Source organism: Neoactinobaculum massilliense, assembly GCF_900604955.1.
GTDB lineage: Bacteria > Actinomycetota > Actinomycetes > Actinomycetales > Actinomycetaceae > Neoactinobaculum > Neoactinobaculum massilliense.
In genome coordinates this window covers 573,714-589,578 of the sequence record NZ_UWPE01000001.1, presented here as the reverse complement: position 1 = coordinate 589,578, position 15,865 = coordinate 573,714, and the positions used below count along the sequence as shown (strand labels likewise).

At 63.2% G+C, this 15,865-nt stretch carries 15 protein-coding genes; 1 reads left to right on the top strand and 14 read right to left on the bottom strand.

From position 1 onward, the window contains the following. Positions 1 to 35: 35 nt before the first annotated feature. From EIH27_RS02625 to gmk, 6 genes are all read right to left on the bottom strand, one after another. Positions 36 to 1,460 carry a transcription antitermination factor NusB gene (locus EIH27_RS02625; protein ID WP_124039423.1) on the bottom strand — a complete coding sequence of 475 codons (1,425 nt, stop codon included), beginning with the start codon at positions 1,458 to 1,460 and terminating at the stop codon, positions 36 to 38. After that, entirely contained in the window at positions 1,460 to 2,389 is a 930-nt protein-coding gene (fmt, locus tag EIH27_RS02620) for a methionyl-tRNA formyltransferase (protein WP_124039422.1), read from the bottom strand. The genes EIH27_RS02625 and fmt overlap by 1 nt, the downstream gene beginning before the upstream one ends. A gap of 9 nt (positions 2,390 to 2,398) precedes the next feature. Then, on the bottom strand, positions 2,399 to 4,552 hold the full coding sequence (locus EIH27_RS02615) for a primosomal protein N' family DNA-binding protein (protein ID WP_124039421.1): 2,154 nt from the start codon (positions 4,550 to 4,552) through the stop codon (positions 2,399 to 2,401). A gap of 95 nt (positions 4,553 to 4,647) precedes the next feature. After that, complete coding sequence (gene metK, locus EIH27_RS02610) at positions 4,648 to 5,841, bottom strand: methionine adenosyltransferase (protein WP_124039420.1); 1,194 nt, start codon at positions 5,839 to 5,841, stop codon at positions 4,648 to 4,650. Positions 5,842 to 5,896: 55 nt separating this feature from the next. Beyond that, the gene (gene rpoZ, locus EIH27_RS02605) at positions 5,897 to 6,385 is read right to left on the bottom strand and encodes a DNA-directed RNA polymerase subunit omega (RefSeq protein WP_124039419.1); all 489 of its coding nucleotides are present in this window, start codon (positions 6,383 to 6,385) and stop codon (positions 5,897 to 5,899) included. 48 nt (positions 6,386 to 6,433) lie between these two features. Beyond that, positions 6,434 to 6,991, bottom strand: coding sequence for a guanylate kinase (gene gmk / locus EIH27_RS02600; protein WP_241152939.1), 558 nt, complete (start codon positions 6,989 to 6,991; stop codon positions 6,434 to 6,436). A 127-nt stretch (positions 6,992 to 7,118) separates the two neighbouring features. Between gmk and EIH27_RS02595 the strand changes: the two genes are divergently transcribed. Next, a complete protein-coding gene (locus EIH27_RS02595) occupies positions 7,119 to 7,493 on the top strand; it encodes an RNA-binding S4 domain-containing protein (protein WP_124039417.1) in 375 nt (124 codons plus the stop codon). A gap of 24 nt (positions 7,494 to 7,517) precedes the next feature. On the opposite strand, the gene nusB is transcribed toward EIH27_RS02595, so the two are convergent. The 8 genes from nusB to EIH27_RS02555 form a co-directional block, all read right to left on the bottom strand. Further along, positions 7,518 to 8,111 (bottom strand): transcription antitermination factor NusB, encoded by a 594-nt coding sequence (gene nusB / locus EIH27_RS02590; RefSeq protein WP_124039416.1) that lies wholly within the window; start codon positions 8,109 to 8,111, stop codon positions 7,518 to 7,520. Then, positions 8,111 to 8,668, bottom strand: a complete 558-nt coding sequence (efp, locus tag EIH27_RS02585; protein ID WP_124039415.1) for an elongation factor P — start codon at positions 8,666 to 8,668, stop codon at positions 8,111 to 8,113. Before efp ends, nusB begins: the two co-directional genes overlap by 1 nt. 16 nt (positions 8,669 to 8,684) lie before the next feature. Continuing rightward, positions 8,685 to 9,209 (bottom strand): prepilin peptidase, encoded by a 525-nt coding sequence (locus EIH27_RS02580; RefSeq protein WP_206424864.1) that lies wholly within the window; start codon positions 9,207 to 9,209, stop codon positions 8,685 to 8,687. Between the two features lie 143 nt (positions 9,210 to 9,352). Continuing rightward, the gene (gene mltG / locus EIH27_RS02575; protein WP_124039413.1) at positions 9,353 to 10,468 is read right to left on the bottom strand and encodes an endolytic transglycosylase MltG; all 1,116 of its coding nucleotides are present in this window, start codon (positions 10,466 to 10,468) and stop codon (positions 9,353 to 9,355) included. Then, a complete protein-coding gene (ruvX, locus tag EIH27_RS02570; RefSeq protein WP_124039412.1) occupies positions 10,465 to 10,923 on the bottom strand; it encodes a Holliday junction resolvase RuvX in 459 nt (152 codons plus the stop codon). The genes mltG and ruvX overlap by 4 nt, the downstream gene beginning before the upstream one ends. After that, a complete protein-coding gene (alaS, locus tag EIH27_RS02565; protein ID WP_124039411.1) occupies positions 10,923 to 13,601 on the bottom strand; it encodes an alanine--tRNA ligase in 2,679 nt (892 codons plus the stop codon). The genes ruvX and alaS overlap by 1 nt, the downstream gene beginning before the upstream one ends. Before the next feature lie 111 nt (positions 13,602 to 13,712). After that, on the bottom strand, positions 13,713 to 14,336 hold the full coding sequence (gene rpsD / locus EIH27_RS02560) for a 30S ribosomal protein S4 (protein WP_124039410.1): 624 nt from the start codon (positions 14,334 to 14,336) through the stop codon (positions 13,713 to 13,715). A gap of 95 nt (positions 14,337 to 14,431) precedes the next feature. Beyond that, positions 14,432 to 15,775: a replication-associated recombination protein A gene (locus EIH27_RS02555; protein WP_124039409.1), complete on the bottom strand. Its 1,344-nt coding sequence runs from the start codon at positions 15,773 to 15,775 to the stop codon at positions 14,432 to 14,434. Positions 15,776 to 15,865 lie beyond the last annotated feature (90 nt).

The following is a 15,865-nucleotide window of genomic DNA, read 5'->3' as shown; positions in this document are numbered from 1 at the left end:
TCCACCCGCGGAGTGGTATGCGGCGTTCGCCCACGCTAGGCGGCTTTGAGTATGCGCGCAATGAACATGGCGTCGCTACCGTCCGTATCCGGCCAGAGCTGGACCGTCTTATCCCAACCGCCCACGGGATGAAGCGTTATTGCATCCGCTTCCGCGCGCGCATCCCCCAGGCTTGCGCCGGGGGTTCGCTCGAGAAATGCTGAGATGACGTCCCGCGTCTCCTCCAGTGTTGGTGTGCACGTGGTGTAGTAGAGCAGGCCACCCGGACGCACGGCGCGATAGGCGGAATCAAGCAACTCCCCCTGCAGTGCCGCAAGCTCCGCGAGATCCGCCGGGTCCTTGCGCCACCGTGCTTCCGGGCGACGCCGGAGCGCCCCCAGCCCGGAACACGGCGCATCCACTAGCACACGGTCATAGGCATTTGGTTCCTCGGCACCGATCTCGCGGCCGTCTCCCTCGCGGAAAGCCACATTGTCCGTCCACGGCGCCACGGCATCCTCCACCAGGTCCAAGCGATGTGGCTGCGGTTCATTGGCGAATACGGTGGCACCGCGCTGAGCGGCAACGGCCGCGATCGTGGCGGTTTTACCGCCCGGACCCGCGCACATGTCCAGCCACCGGCTATCGCCACCCGCTCCCTCAAGTGGCCTGCCTGACTCATCGGTGATCGACGCCGCCACGAACATGCGGGCGATGAGTTGAGAGCCCTCGTCCTCAACCCCCGCAGTACCATCCTGCACCGGCCACAGGCGGGCCGGATTCCCCGAATCCAGTAGTACCGCACTCGGAACCAGCGCCGGCGCATCCGCTGTCATCTTGGCGCGTTCCACACGGTCGCGAAGCGCCTCCGGCGTGAGGCCACGCGGCACCAGCGCCACCTTGGCGGGGCTATTGTTCGCCTCGAGTATGGGCTCGACCGCGTTTTTCCTGCCGCATGCCTCGAGCGTGCGGGCATAGGCATCCACGATCCAGCGCGGGTGCGAATACCATGCGGAGAGGAATTGGGCTTCGCTTGCCGCGGAACGACGAAGAATTTCCTCCCAGTTACCGCGTTCCGATACGCGACGCAGCACAGCGTTAACGAAACCGGCCGTCCCCTGTCCCAGCTCGTTTCGGGTGAGGGCCACCGTCTCATTAATGGCCGCGTGCGGAGGCGTGCCGAGTTCCACCAGTTGGTACACACCGAGCCGTAGCAGGTCAAGAACGGGCGCATCAATCTGATCGATGCTTCGATCCGCACTCGCCCGGGCAATAATGGCATCCATTCGGCCCTCGAGGCGCAGCGTGCCGTAGGTGAGGGAGGTAGCAAAAGCCGCATCGCGCTTGTTCAACCAGGCACGATCAATCGCCGGCGGCAGCGCCAGGTTCGCGTAGGCGTCGTCCTCGTGGACGGCACGGATCACGTTAAAGGCCACCCGACGTGCGGGATCCGACTTCTGGTGACGGGGCACCCAGGCCATTACTTCTCCTCCTCGAATCGCGTGGCGGACTGAAGATGAGCACCACGCAGCCAATCTGCGGCATCCATATGCTGTTTGCCGGCCGGCGCCACGCGGCCAAGCTTCACCGGCAGTGTTCCGGTACCCACGGTGCCATCATCACTAATTTCGCCCGGCACGAGCGTACGTCCCGATTGTTCGACGACGGTGATGGGCCCCACCTTGAAGCGCTGCCCATGAAGTAGTGTCCAGGCTCCTGGCACCGGGGAAACGGCGCGGATACGCGCGGACACTTCCGGGGCCGGCCGCGTCCAATCGATGCGTGCCCATGACGAGTCAAACTGCGGTGCCGTAGTGATAGTGCCCTGTTGGGGTGTGGGGGTCGCGGTACCCGCCGAGAGTGCGGTGAGGGTGTGGGACAGCATGGGCGCTCCACGTTTAGCGAGCCGTTCCAAGAGATCCCCGGCCGTATCCGTATCAGAAATGGGTTCGCGGATCTGTTCAAATACGGGTCCGGTATCCAGGCCCGCCTCGATGCGGAAGGTGGCCGCGCCGGTTTCATGGTCGCCGGCTGCGAGGGCGTAGTTAACCGGGGCTGCGCCTCGCCAACGCGGCAGCAACGAGAAGTGCAGGTTGATCCAGCCGTGGGTGGGGACGTCCAGGAGTGCAGCCGGGATGATGAGGCCGTACGCCACCACGGCTATTGCCTCCGGCGCCAAATCACGAATCTGCGCAGCAATTTTCGGGTCCTTGCGGAGGCTACGCGGGGTGAGTACGGGAATGCCCAGTTCTTCGGCAGCCTGCTGTACGGGCGACGCCGTCAGCACCCGCTTACGCCCCACCGGCGCCGGTGCGCGCGTGAGTACGGCTGCCACATCGAAACCGTCCTGAACAAGTTGTTTTAAGGACGGAACGGCCACGGCTGGAGTACCAGCAAATAGGATTCTCACCCCGGCATTCTACATGGGCGGATCCCGCTCGATTCGAAGTGGGTCCCCCATGCCTGTTCCCGCGTATTCGCGGTAGGCACGCCGAGCAGCGCGAGTGAGCCGAAGCGCATCGCTATGCTCGGTGCGCAATTGCATGGTTACTTCCCCTTCACGGGGAGCAGGGACCGGGCCGAGCACCTCAACACCCGCCGCAATCATGTGGATACCGCCGGCAAGCAGCGCATCCACCGGCCCCGCAGGTTCGGTTCCGGTGGCATCGCGTGACACGTCCCCCTGCTGGCTGCGGAGTTCCTGCCTGAGCACACCGAGGTATGCCCGAACATCCGCGCGAGCCCCCGAAACCCCCACCCACGTGGCGACAGGCGGGAGACGTAACGAGGCTCGATCCCGCAGGCTCGCCGCAGCTCGCTCCCCATGGCTCCAGGTGGCTAGCGCCCGCACCACGGTGGCGGGCACGCTTCCGGCAATGAGCACCTGTCCGCCATGGCGGGCATCTCGAGTTCGTGCCACAACACGGGCGATCTTCCGCACCTGCTCCGTTTCGCCATCAAGACCGCGCCCCGCAAGCAACTGTGCGTCGAGTATGACGCTGGCGGCGTACCCGCCCTCGGCGAGTGGCTCGGCACCGGGCGTGGCCACCACGATTCTCGGTGTGGCGTCCACGCCCGCCGTAATGCCGTCTGCTCCTCCGGCGGAGGAGATCACCACGCCCACACCGGGAAAGGCGCGGGCCACCTCCTCCCCTGTTCGCTGGGAACCCACTCGGACGGCACGGATGCGCCCGCCCTGACAATTAGGGCACCTGAACATGCGCTCCACTGCCCCGCACCGGGTGCAGCGCGGCGCCTCCCCGTGTCGACTGATGGCTAGTTCGCCACCGCACTGAGAGCACCGGGCCTCCCGACCGCACGTGGCGCATGCCATGAGCGGCAGGTACCCGCTACGCGGCACTGTTACGAGCACCGGACCACGCTGGAGCCCCCCGCGAATGATGGTGAACGCGGCGGAGGGTAGCCGATGAACGTCCCGCATTCCTCCGCGCCACTGATCCGGCGTACTCACGCGGGGTAAAGCAGCGCGCCGTGCGGGTTCATTCGCGTCGATAAGAACGGCGCCTTCCGTCACCAGCTGTGCCGCCTCTTCACTGACATACGGTGCCACCACCAGGAATGCGGCCCCCTCCCGGCGCGCGCGCAGATCTAGCACGTCACGAGCATGTGCGTAGGGAGCCCGCACTTCGCGCAGAAGTGGGACGGCGTCATCTATGACGATAGCAAGACCAAGATTGGCGACCGGCGCCCACATCGCCGACCGCGTGCCCACCACAATGTGCCGCGTTCCACGAAGTACCCGCAGGTAGGTACCGTAGCGCTCTTCAGCGGAGGATTCGCTCACCATGAGCGCAACTGGTTCGCCACGATCATCACCCAGCAGGGAGGCAAACGACCGTGCCTCCCGCGTGGTAGGAACAATCACAATGACGCCTCGACCGGCCGCCCGCGCTGTTTGCACGGCCTCTCGGACGAGAGCTCGCGTGCCGAGGGTACCCGGCAACGCGGCAAGGACACCCCGCGGGTGACGGCCCTCGGCCACGGCTTCCAGGTAGGCGAGGCCGCCCCGGTAACTGGCGAATGCCTCGTATTCGAGTGCGTCTCCTTTTCCCGCCGCAGCGGCTCTTTCCACTGATTCCTCCGGCGTCGCGTGAGCCGCGGCTTCCGTCACCATTTTTTCTGCCCGGGCATGACGCGCCGGCACGGCCAAGCGCAGTACGTCCGGAATGGAACACGCCCAGCGCCGCGATACCTCCTGCGCAAGTTCCCAGGTGGAGCGGGCTAATGCCGGCTCCGCCGAAACCACCCGCCGTAGTGGCCTCAGCTTGGCCGCCGAGTGCGTGACGGAATCTCGTGCCACGATAAAGCCGTTGGTTTTCCGTGGCCCCACCATCACCTCCACCCGCACGCCGGGCTGGGCCACCTCCGCGTATTTTTCCGGGATGAGGAAATCGAAAATATGGTCCAGGTGCGGCTGCGCCAGCATGACCTGCACATGCGCCACCGGCTCCGGCACGCTGGCGCGGACGGGCAGCGAGGACTCGGGCACGGGTAAGAGGGCACCCTGCTCCCCAAGCTCCGGGATTTCACCCAGTCCTTCAATCCGATTCATGTGGCGAGCCTAGCGCGCCGCTCCGACACCTCGGCGTCTCTCCTCCGCATACTCGCGTAGCTCGAGACACCAGCGCGCCGATACTTGTCAGTGTTTTAAAGTGCCCGCAGCAATTCCTCCGTACGGTTGGTCCGCTCCCAAGTAAACTCGGGTAGCTCACGCCCGAAATGACCGTAATTCGCCGTTTTTGCATAGATGGGCCAGAGCAGATCCAGCTCGTCAATAATCGCCGCCGGGCGCAAATCAAACACCTTGGTCACGGCATTCTGGATACGATCCACCGGCTGCGTTTCAGTGCCAAACGTTTCCACACGTACGGATACGGGTGTGGCTCTGCCGATTGCGTACGCGATTTGTACCTCGCAACGCTTGGCCAGCCCAGCTGCCACCACGTTTTTCGCCACCCAACGAGCCGCGTAGGAGGCACTCCGATCCACCTTGGATGGATCCTTACCCGAGAACGCACCACCGCCGTGGCGAGCCATGCCACCGTATGTATCGACGATGATCTTGCGCCCTGTCACGCCGGAATCGCCCATGGGTCCGCCCAGTACAAACCGTCCCGACGGGTTCACCAATAGCGTAAACGCGCTCGTATCGAGGGCCAATCCAGACTCCTCCAACACGGGATAAATAACTTTGGCCCGTACCTCGCCCTCCAGCCAGCCGAGCTCCACCTCCGGTGCGTGCTGCGTAGATACCACGACGGTATCCAACGACGCCGGGCGGTCGCCGTCGTACCCGATGGTCACCTGCGTTTTCCCATCGGGACGCAAGCCCGCAATTATCCCGGACTTCCGTACCTGCGCTAGCCGTTCCGCGAAACGATGCGCCAGAAAGATTGGGGCCGGCATGAGCGTAAGGGTCTCATTGGTGGCGTAACCGAACATAAGGCCCTGATCGCCGGCGCCCTGCGTCGCATAGCGGTCTGCCGCTCGCCCTTCGCGCTGCTCAAGGGAATGATCGACTCCTCCGGCGATGTCCGGCGACTGCTGCCCAATCGAAAGGACGACGCCGCACGAGGAACCGTCGAAGCCCACGTCCGGGGTGTTATATCCGATCGACCGGACGGTATCCCGCACCAGTGCGGGAATTTCCACGTAGGCCTCTGTGCTAACCTCGCCCGCTACGTGCACCAGCCCCGTGGTGACCATGGTTTCCACCGCCACCCGCGAATGCGGGTCCTGCGCCAGCAGCGCATCCAAAATGGAGTCTGCAATGAGGTCACATACCTTATCGGGGTGTCCCTCCGTGACGGATTCCGAGGTGAATGGCTGCCGCAAACTCATGATCTCTCCCTAAAAATAAAGGGGACCGCCGTGGCGATCCCCAATGGCACGCTGTTTACTCAGCTACGCTGCCCTCTGCTGCGCTATCCGCCGCCGCGCTGTCCGCGGCCGGTTCGTCGCTGACGCCTGCGGCATCGCTGTCGGTGGCATCACGTTCAGCATCCTGGGCCGCGTTAACAACCGACTCGGCTTCCGCAGGTGCAGGAACAGCAGTAGCAGGCGCCTCGACATCTTCGGCGCGCTCCGCCGCCTGAGCCTCTTCCGGACTCAGTGCGCCGTGCGAACCGACCGTCCACTCCAACTTGCCAGCAGCAATTTCGCGCAGCGCAATGGAGAGCGGCTTCTCATCCGGATCCGCCGGTACCAGCGGGCCATAGTGAACCACATTGCCGTCACCGCGCGCCATTTCCTGGCGATATTCAACAATTTGGCGTGCACGCTGGGAAGCGAGCACCGACAGCTCATACTTCGAACCGATTTTCTTCAGGAGCTCATCAATGGGAGGATTGGTAATTCCTTCGGGTTCCGGAGAAGTTCCGAACATGCACATCCCTTCTATGTTCGCCACGCTACGCCGCAGCAAAAACCTATTCTATCTATCCAGCCCCATAATGTGGAGCACTTCGTCCGTGGCACGTGACACGGAGTCATTGACGACGACGGCGTCAAATTCCCCTTCCGCCGCCATTTCGCGCCGCGCCGTGGCAAGCCGCACTTCGATTTCGGCATCGGACTCCGTATGCCGGCCCCGTAGTCTGTGCTCAAGTTCCTGCCATGACGGCGGCCGTAGGAAGATCTGGTATGCCTCCGGCTCGCTGATGCGCACCTGGCGAGCGCCCGCCACGTCGATCTCCAGCAGTGGTACCTGGCCGCGTTTCAATGCCTTCTCTACCGCTGCACGCGGAGTCCCGTACCGATGAGTACCGTGTACCACTGCCCACTCAAGCATCGCGCCCGTTTCTACCAGGCGATCAAATTCGGCGTCGTCCACAAAATAATAGGATTTTCCGTCCACCTCACCCGGTCGAGGGCGCCGCGTGGTGGCGGACACCGAGAGCCACACCCGATCCGTCCGCTTTAAAAGTTCTGCTGTTATGGTGCCTTTCCCTACGCCGGAGGGACCGGCAAGGACAAAGATTCTGGGTGTCATGCGCAATATCATGCCACAGGCGAACGCGCGAACCTGGCCAGCAGAGCCGGAAGGCGCCCTATGTCACTGAGTGTTCAGTGACGAAACCGCCCGCGCAGCCCACGCGGGTACCGGCTAGGCTGTCGCCATGGTCCGGATTGATGTGTGGCTGTGGAGCGTGCGGCAAACCAAATCACGCACGTTGGCCACGAACGAAGTAAAGGCCGGGCACGTGCGCATTAACGATGAACCCGTGAAGCCGTCCTCACCCGTGCGAGTGGGCGATACGGTTCGCTACCGTGTGAGGGGCTTCGATCGAATCCTCAAAGTGGAGCGCGAAATATCCAAACGCGTGGGCGCCACCGAAGCGCGTCAGTGCTACACAGATCTCACGCCACCTCGACCGGATATCTATCTGCCCCTACCGCGCCGCGATAGGGGCGCCGGACGGCCCACAAAGAAGGAACGCCGGGAGTTGGATCGCCTATTTGGCCGGAATCCGAACTTCGGCCATATGGGTTAGGAACCTCCGGTCACGTGGGCCGTACTATTCGTGATCAGCCTCCGCCGTATCGCCAGCTTCCTTATCTGAGCTGACAATCTCCACGTCACCATTCCGGGCGGCCGCAAGAAGGGCGTCCTCCGCGGAATGCTCCCGCGTGTCCGCTGCACCCGCGGACCGGCCACCGCCAACCGGCGCCAATCCGAGCTCGCGGCGGCGCAAATCATCAACACGGTTGAGAACGCCCATGACGAAGCCAACAGACTTGTCCGTGGAGAATTCGCGCGCCAGGCTGGCCCACTCCGTCACCACAGCTGAGCGCGGTGTTCCCATGAACATAAGTTCCGCTGAGCCGCCGCGAAGAATGGACCGGTCTACCGCGTTCATGCGATCCAGCGCCCAGCCTTCGGAAGCGGCCTCAATCATGGTGTCGATGTTGTCGCCGTTTTCCGCGACCGTTTCTACAATCTCCGCACCAAAATCGCCGATGGGCACCTGGGCGGTGGAGACCTCACGGCGCTCCGAGAGGAGCACGCGCAGGTCATCACCGTCCAGCAATCCGCGTTCGTCCGCCTCAAAAAGGACGTCCAGTGCGCGGTGCCGCTGCGTGGTGCGGGCAGTCTTCTTTCGCTTGGCCATTAGACGCGAGAAATGTAGTCGCCGGAGCGGGTATCCACCTTGACGCGATCGCCCTCGTTGATGAAGAGCGGCACCTGGATCTCGTAGCCCGTCTCGAGCGTTGCCGGCTTTGTGCCCGCATTGGAACGGTCACCCTGGATGCCCGGCTCCGTATAGGTCACGGTGAGTTCCACGCTGGCCGGCAGCTCCACGAACAGCACCTGACCCTCGTTGGAAGCGACCGACACATCCTGATTCTCCAGCAGGAAGTGCTTGGCATCGCCAATTACCTCCGGGGAGATGGGCAGCTGCTCGAAGGTTTCCTTGTCCATGAACACGTAGTCAGTGCCATCGTTATAGAGGTACTGCATGTCCGAATGATCGACGGTAGCGGTCTCCACCTTCACACCTGCGTTGAGCGTGCGGTCCACCGTCTTGCCGGTCATGACATTCTTGAGCTTCGTGCGCACGAACGCGGGCCCCTTACCCGGCTTCACGTGCTGGAATTCCACAACCTGCCAGAGGTTGTTATCCATCACCAGCACCATGCCATTCTTGAGGTCGTTCGTTGTTGCCACGTTGGTTCCTTTCGCTTTATACCCACCCAAGAATACACGCCGGCACACCGCTCCGAACGGCAGTGGCAAGCCACACTCCTAAGGTCGCGGTCACTATCCACGGCCCGAGCGCCACCTGGGTATGCCAACCGATGAAGCGTAGCAGCAGGCCGCCGATCGCCGCCAACCCGGCCGCAACGATGCCACCCACCAGCGCCACGCCCGCAGCGCCCGGCGGTAGCCACAGGCCCACGACGCCGCACAGCTTCGCATCCCCGAATCCCACGGCAGTGAGTTTCCCCAGCACCCCTATGCACACCACCAGCGCCGGAGCGAGCGCGAACGAGATCCATCGGCCCTCCAACGCGGCAACCAGGGCGCCGCTCACACCCGCTATGACGAGGAGCGGATCAGGAAGTAGGTGCCGATATGCATCCACCGCGCCGGCAAGGACAAGTACACCAGCCGGTAGACATCCGATTGCGGCCCAGAGCGCAAACGCCGTATCAAGGGACGCATCGCCTACACCACGTACAGTGCCGCCAGCCACATGACCAGGCACACGCCCAGACCTGCTACCAGCGCCCGCGGCGGTGTGGTGAGCCCGCGCAGAATTCGTTCTTTCGTCCACATGGGGCGAGCGTATGCTGACCGGTTACTCCCCCACCGAATCTATCCACAGGTCCGCCGCAAGCGCCGCCACTACTAGGATCCGCTGCTCACCGCATCCGGATTCGCCTTCAGCCAGTCCCGGAATTCCTGCTGGAACTTCTGCTGCTCGGCGTAGTCGGCCGTGAACTTCGTTTCTCCGGTGGTGAGATTAACGGTGGTGAAATAAAGCCAATCCCCGCGGGCCGGCGCGAGCACGGCCGCAATGGCCGCCTCCCCGGGCATCCCGATCGGTGTGGGCGGCAAGCCCGCGTGTACGTAGGTGTTATAGGCGGTATCAGCCTTGAGTTCGGCAGCCGTGGGAACCCCGCCCGTCTTCCCCGCGCCGTAGAGCACCGTCGAGTCCATCTGGAGCCGGCCGGCCACCTCTCCGGTCGTATCCGAGAGCCGATTCTCGATGACACGCGCCACCTTCGCATATTCATCCTGGGTGGCCACCTCGCGCTCCACAATCGAGGCCTTGATAAGCACCGATTCCCACTGGTCCTGGGCCACGCCCTGGGACTTCAGGGCGTTCACCCGCTTGGCAATCATGGTTTTGAGTGCCTCTGTCACCGTGGTATCAGGCTCGAACGTGTAGGTGGCGGGCGCCACCCAGCCTTCGATCTTCCCGTTTGCCTCCGCCGGTAGGCCGATGGCGTCCGTATCAGCCATCGCCTTTTTCACGGCGGATTCCTCCACGCCGAACTTCTTCGCGAGCCGGGCGGAGAGCTGCCACTGCGTGAACCCCTCGGGAATCACCACTTTAATTGTGGCCACATTGGCCGGATCAAGTAGCGCACTGATTGCCGCACTGGCGGACATTTTCTTCTTCAAGGTATAGGTGCCCGGCTGAATGGAGCTGGACCGACCGTCAGCATTGAAAGCCTTAATGAAAGCCCCCGGCGTCGCCACTACGCCCTCATCGCTCAGGATATTAGCGATTTCCGTGCCGGTGGCGCCGTCCGGGACCGTGACGGTCACGCTTCCGCTTCCGGTTCCCTCATAGTCCGAGACAATCTTGGTACCACCCGTCACCATAGGAACGGTAATGACGGCGGCCGCCGTAATGATGACTACCACCAGCGCTACAATGCAAAGCGCGAACCATCCGGACCGCTTCTTGTGGCCTCGATGCTTGGGCACCCCGAACTCGTCGAAGACGTCGCTCACAGTTCTCCCTCCAGTGGGCGCCCGGGTGCGGCGCCGGTGGACCGCTCCTGCTCGAGAGCGGTGTCCAGAATAATGACGGCGGCCTGCTGATCCACCACTTGTCGGTGGCGCCGCGAGGGCACCCCCGATTCTCGAAGATACTGGTGTGCGGTAACAGTGGATAGCCGCTCATCCATCATGCGAACGGGAACGGGCGCGATTTTCCGGGCTAGTTTCCGCGCCCACGCCCATGCCTTCTGGGCGGATGGACCGGCACTGCCATCCATATTGAGAGGCAGGCCCACCACCACTTCCATGGCGTCTAACTCGCGTGTCCATTTCGCTACCCGCCGCACATCCGAGCCGTCCGCGTGCAGGGTGGCGCGCGGCGTCGCCATGATGCCGTCCGGGTCACTCACGGCAACACCCGTGCGCGCCCCGCCAACATCCACGCCAATCCGCACGCCCTTTCGCACTAGTCCAGTTCCTTTGCGATCGCCTCCAGCGCGGCATCCACCTTGGTAGCGTCCTGTCCGCCACCCTGCGCAATATCCGGCCGGCCGCCACCGCCGCCACCCATGATTGTGGCCGCACGCTTGACCAGATCGCCCGCGCGCACGCCGCTGTCCTGGGCTGCCTTCGAGGAGACCACCACGATTGCGGGCCGTTCCTTGGCGATACCGGTGACGACAACGACGTTCGGCTCACTCGAGCTGACGCGCCCGGCAATGCCCTGGGCAGCGTCGCGAAGCTGGTCGGCCCCGTCCACGTTTCCCGCTGCGAAGTGGTACAAGGTGGCCTTGCCGAGCCGGCGGCCCTCGCTCAGGACCGAGCTCGCACGGGCCGCCAGAGCCTCGCGCTGAAGCTGCGCGATCTGCTTCTCGGAGTCCTTGAGACGGGCCATGAGGCCGGAGATTCTATCCGGCAGGTCAAGGGGCTGAGCCTGCATCATCGACGAAATCGTATTGACGATGGCACGCTCCTTGGCGCCACGCGCGTAGGCGCCCTCACCAACGAGTGCCTCGATGCGGCGCACGCCGGACCCGACGGAGCTTTCGCCCAGGATCGTGATCTGGCCGATTTGCCCGGTATCGGAAACATGGGTGCCAGCGCAGAACTCGCGGGACCAATCGTCGTCAATGGACACCACGCGCACCACGGAGCCGTACTTCTCACCGAACAGCATCTGCGCGCCCAGCTTCTTGGCCTCCTCAATCGGGTATTCACGCCAGGTAACGGCGAGGTTATCGCGCAGACGATCGTTGACACGCGCCTCCATGTCCCTCATCGTCTGCTCAGAGATCCGTTCACCGTGCCGGAAATCAAAGCGGAGCCGTGAGGGCGCATCCTCAGAACCAGCCTGCGTGGCCTGCTCGCCCAGGTACTCGTGCAGCACCTTGTGAATCATGTGCGTGGAGGTGTGAGCCTGCGCGATCTGCTGACGCCGCAGGCGGTCGATCTCCGCGTGCACCATGTCACCCACGGCGATGGCCCCTTCCACCAGACGGCCGTGATGGACGTGCAGGCCCTTGACCGGCGCCTGCACGTCCTCAACGTTCACCAGTCCGCCACCCGCAACGGAGAGGGTGCCTTCATCGGCCAGCTGGCCGCCCATCTCCGCGTAGAACGGGGTGGCATCGAGCACCACGTCCACCTCGCCGGGTTCGGTAACCGCCGGGACCTCTACACCGTTCTGCAGCAGTGCCACGACTTTGCAATCCGACGCGAAATCTGTGTAACCCAGGAACTTCGTCGGGCCGCCCTGCGCGGCCAGGATCTGATGATAAATACGGGAGTCCACGTGGCCCGTCTTCTTCGCCTGGGCGTCTGCGCGGGCACGCTCACGCTGCTCGCTCATGAGCTCACGGAACCCGCGCTCATCAACGCTCACGCCCTGTTCCTGCGCCATTTCCAGGGTGAGATCGATGGGGAACCCATAGGTGTCATGCAGCGTGAATGCCGCCGAACCCGGTAGTACCACCGCCCCGCCGTGTGCATTCTGCTTCGCCGTGGCCACCGCATTATCGAAAATCTCAGTGCCCGTCTCCAGGGTGCGGCGGAAGGCCGCCTCCTCGTTGACCGCCACGTTGTAGATCTGCTCGAACTTAGTTTCCAGCTCCGGGTAGGAGCCCGCCATCGCATTCTTCGATGTGGTGATCAGTTCACCCATGACGGGCTTATCCACGCCGAGGAGCCGCATGGAGCGAACCGCGCGGCGCATAAGGCGGCGGAGCACGTAGCCTCGACCATCGTTGCCCGGACGCACCGTGTCATTGATGAGCATGAGCGAGGAACGCACGTGATCGGCGATAACGCGCATGCGAACGTCGTCTTCCTCATTCTCACCGTAGTGACGCCCGGTGAGTTCCTCGGTCTTCTGGATAACCGGGAACACCTCGTCCGTCTCATACATATTGTTCTTGCCCTGCAGCACGAACGCGAGGCGCTCCAGCCCGGCGCCGGTATCGATGGCCGTCTGATCAAGCTCACCCAGCAGCGGATAATCCTTGCCCTTGCCCTCACCGCGGCGATACTGATCAAACACCAGATTCCACAGTTCCAGGTATCGATCCCCGCCCGGATCAACCGTTCCGCCCACGGCTTCCGGTCCAAATTCCGGGCCACGATCATAGTGAATTTCGGCGCAGGGGCCCGCCGGGCCGGGCTGCCCGGTTGACCAGAAGATTTCCTCGCGGGTGAGTTTGACAATGTGGGCGGGATCCACGCCGGTCTTTACCAGCGTGTCATAGGCAACCTGGTCCTTTTCCCAAATGGTGACCCACAGCCGATTAATGTCCAGGCCGTAACCGCCCTCATCTAGCGGCGATGTGAGCAGTCCAAATGCCAGCGGAATAGCCTCTTCCTTAAAGTAATCACCGAAGGAAAAGTTACCGGCCATCTGGAAGAACGTGCCGTGCCGCGTGGTCTTACCCACGTTTTCAATATCGTTCGTGCGAATGCATTTCTGCACCGAGGCAACACGGGAGTACGGTGCCTTTTCAGTCCCAATAATGTAGGGAATGAAGGGCACCATGCCGGCGATGGTGAACAGGATGGAGGGATCCGGGGACACCAACGGAACCGATTCCTCAATGTGGTGCCCGTGCTTGGCGAAGTAGTCAAGCCAGCGCTTCCGAATCTCAGCTGTACGCATATTTTCTCCAGTTTCCGCCGGATCTCCGGCATGCCTGCACAGTGTGCGAGGCTGATTCTACAAAAGAGAGCGCGCCCCACGCGGGGACGCGCTCTCAAGAGTACTCACCAACTAGCGGGAGTAGTGCTCAACGATCAGCTGAACGTTAGCTTCCACCGACACTTCCGCGCGCTTCGGGCGACGCACCAGCGTGAACTTCAGCTTCTCCAGCTCCACATCGAGGTAATCCGGCACCTTCGGGAGCACGTCACGATGCGCACCCTGGGCCGCTACCTGGAACTCCGGGGAGGTCTGGGAGGCGGGCTTCACCTGCACTACCTGACCCGGCTTTACACGGAAGGAGGGGAGGTTCACGATCTTGCCATCCACCAGGATGTGACGGTGAGAGACCACCTGACGAGCCTGCGCGATGGTGCGAGCAAAACCGGCGCGAAGCACCAGGGCATCCAGGCGCATCTCCAGCAGCTCCACCAGGTTCTCACCGGCCAGGCCCTCTTCGCGCCGAGCTTCATCCCACACGCGGCGCATCTGCGCCTCGCGGATGCCGTACTGTGCGCGCAGACGCTGCTTTTCCTTCAGACGGACCGAGTAGTCCGAATCCTTTACCCGGCCACGGCCATTTTCACCCGGACGGTACGGGCGACGCTGCATGTAGCGTTCGGCCTTCGGGGTGAGCGCAACGCCCAGCGCGCGGGACTGCCGCACGGCGTGGCGGGAACGATTACGATTCGCCAAAATATTCTCCTGTCAATGTACACACCAATGGTGCGGGGCCAACTCTTACGGCTAAGACCCCAGGGATGCCCACTGTGGGCAACTTGTATAGGCTATCAGTTATCTCTCGTGAGAATCGAGCGAATATGCGCCAGACGCTTGGTGACACTGGCCTCATATCCGCGCTGGGTTGGCTCGTAGTAGCGGGTATCCTCCAAACCCTCGGGCATAAACTCCATGGGCGCCACCCCCTCCGGGTAGTCGTGCGCGTACCGATATCCCTGCTTGTAGCCCATCTCCTTGGCGCCCTTGAAGGAATCATTGCGGAGTGGAAGCGGCACGGGCGGCGTTTTCCCCGCCTTGACGTCCGCTATGGCCTGATTGATCGCCAGGTAAGCCCGATTTGATTTGGGAGCGGTGGCCAAATGCACCACAGCCTCCGCGAGAATAATGCGCGCCTCCGGCATCCCAACGAGTGCCACGCTCTGGGCCGCGGCGGTGGCTGTTTGGAGAGCGGACGGGTCCGCCATTCCCACGTCCTCTGCCGCCAGGATCATGAGCCGCCGAGCGATAAAACGTGGGTCCTCCCCCGCCACGAGCATGCGTGCCAGGTAGTGCATGGCAGCATCCACGTTGGAGCCGCGAATAGATTTGATGAATGCGGAAATCACCTGATAGTGCTGATCGCCGTCGCGGTCATAGCGAACGGTGGCACTGTTCGCTGCCCGGGCTACGTCCTCGGCTTCCACCACCCCGGCGCCACGCTGCTGTGCCCCATCGGCCGCCGCCTCAAGGATGGTCAGCGAACGCCGCGCATCCCCAGCCGCGAGCCGCACAATATTATCTTTGGCCCCTGCATCGAGCCGCACCGCTCCATTCAGTCCCCGCTCATCCGTCACCGCACGGTCCAGCAACCCGCCCACCGCGGCGTCGTCCAAGCTGTTGAGTGTCAGCACGAGCGAACGCGAAAGCAGCGGCGCCACCACCGAAAACGCCGGGTTTTCCGTGGTTGCCGCCACGAGAATCACCCAGCCGTTTTCCACGGCGGGTAGCAGGGCGTCCTGTTGGGTTTTTGAAAATCGATGCACCTCGTCAATGAACAGGACCGTTTGCTGACCGGTGGCGGCCAGTCGGCGTCGCGCCGCGCCGATAGCACCGCGAACTTCCTTCACGCCGGCGGACACGGCCGAGATTTCCACAAAGTCTCGCTCTCCCGCCCGTGCGATGAGATAGGCAAGCGTGGTTTTCCCGGTTCCGGGTGGCCCCCAGAGAAATACGGAGGTGGGCGCCGAAGAGGAATCGGGTTCAAGGAGGCGCCGCAACGGAGAACCGGTTTCCAGCAGATGATCCTGGCCCACTACTTCGTCGAGTGTGCGCGGGCGCATCCGCACCGCCAGCGGTCCGTGGGCACCGGAGGGGATACCGTGTTCGTCTGTTGCCGCGTTCTCGAAAAGATCCACCGCCCCAGGATACGACGACGCCACCCGCCCGCAGCTGTCCGGACCGCTGGTGCATCCTCACGCCAACCACGGTGGGTACCGCCGTCAGCA